We start from the raw sequence: 209 nt of genomic DNA, 5'->3' as shown, positions 1-209 counted from the left end.
TGTCGCGGGTGGTCTCATGACACCTCCTTGTTTAATTCAATGTCCACACAAGCCTCGTCCATCTGCTGGAGACGCAGCTCAGGTGCGAGCGTCAGTGCATCGGGGCTGCGGGCCAGCCATTGCTGATAGGGTCCGTCGGGGCGCTGGGTAAAGCCATCGCCCCAGCGCAGGCTGTACTCGACCCAGATCGCCAGGCTGCGATCGCTGGC

At 62.7% G+C, this 209-nt stretch carries 1 pseudogene; it reads right to left on the bottom strand.

From position 1 onward, the window contains the following. Positions 1-14 precede the first annotated feature (14 nt). Positions 15-209, bottom strand: a pseudogene (locus ACCD02_RS32840) (DUF4123 domain-containing protein); the annotation flags it as partial.

The sequence above is a fragment of the Pseudomonas sp. Pseusp88 genome (assembly GCF_047303955.1).
Classification (GTDB): Bacteria; Pseudomonadota; Gammaproteobacteria; order Pseudomonadales; family Pseudomonadaceae; genus Aquipseudomonas.
This window is presented reverse-complemented; position numbering and strand designations above follow the sequence as displayed.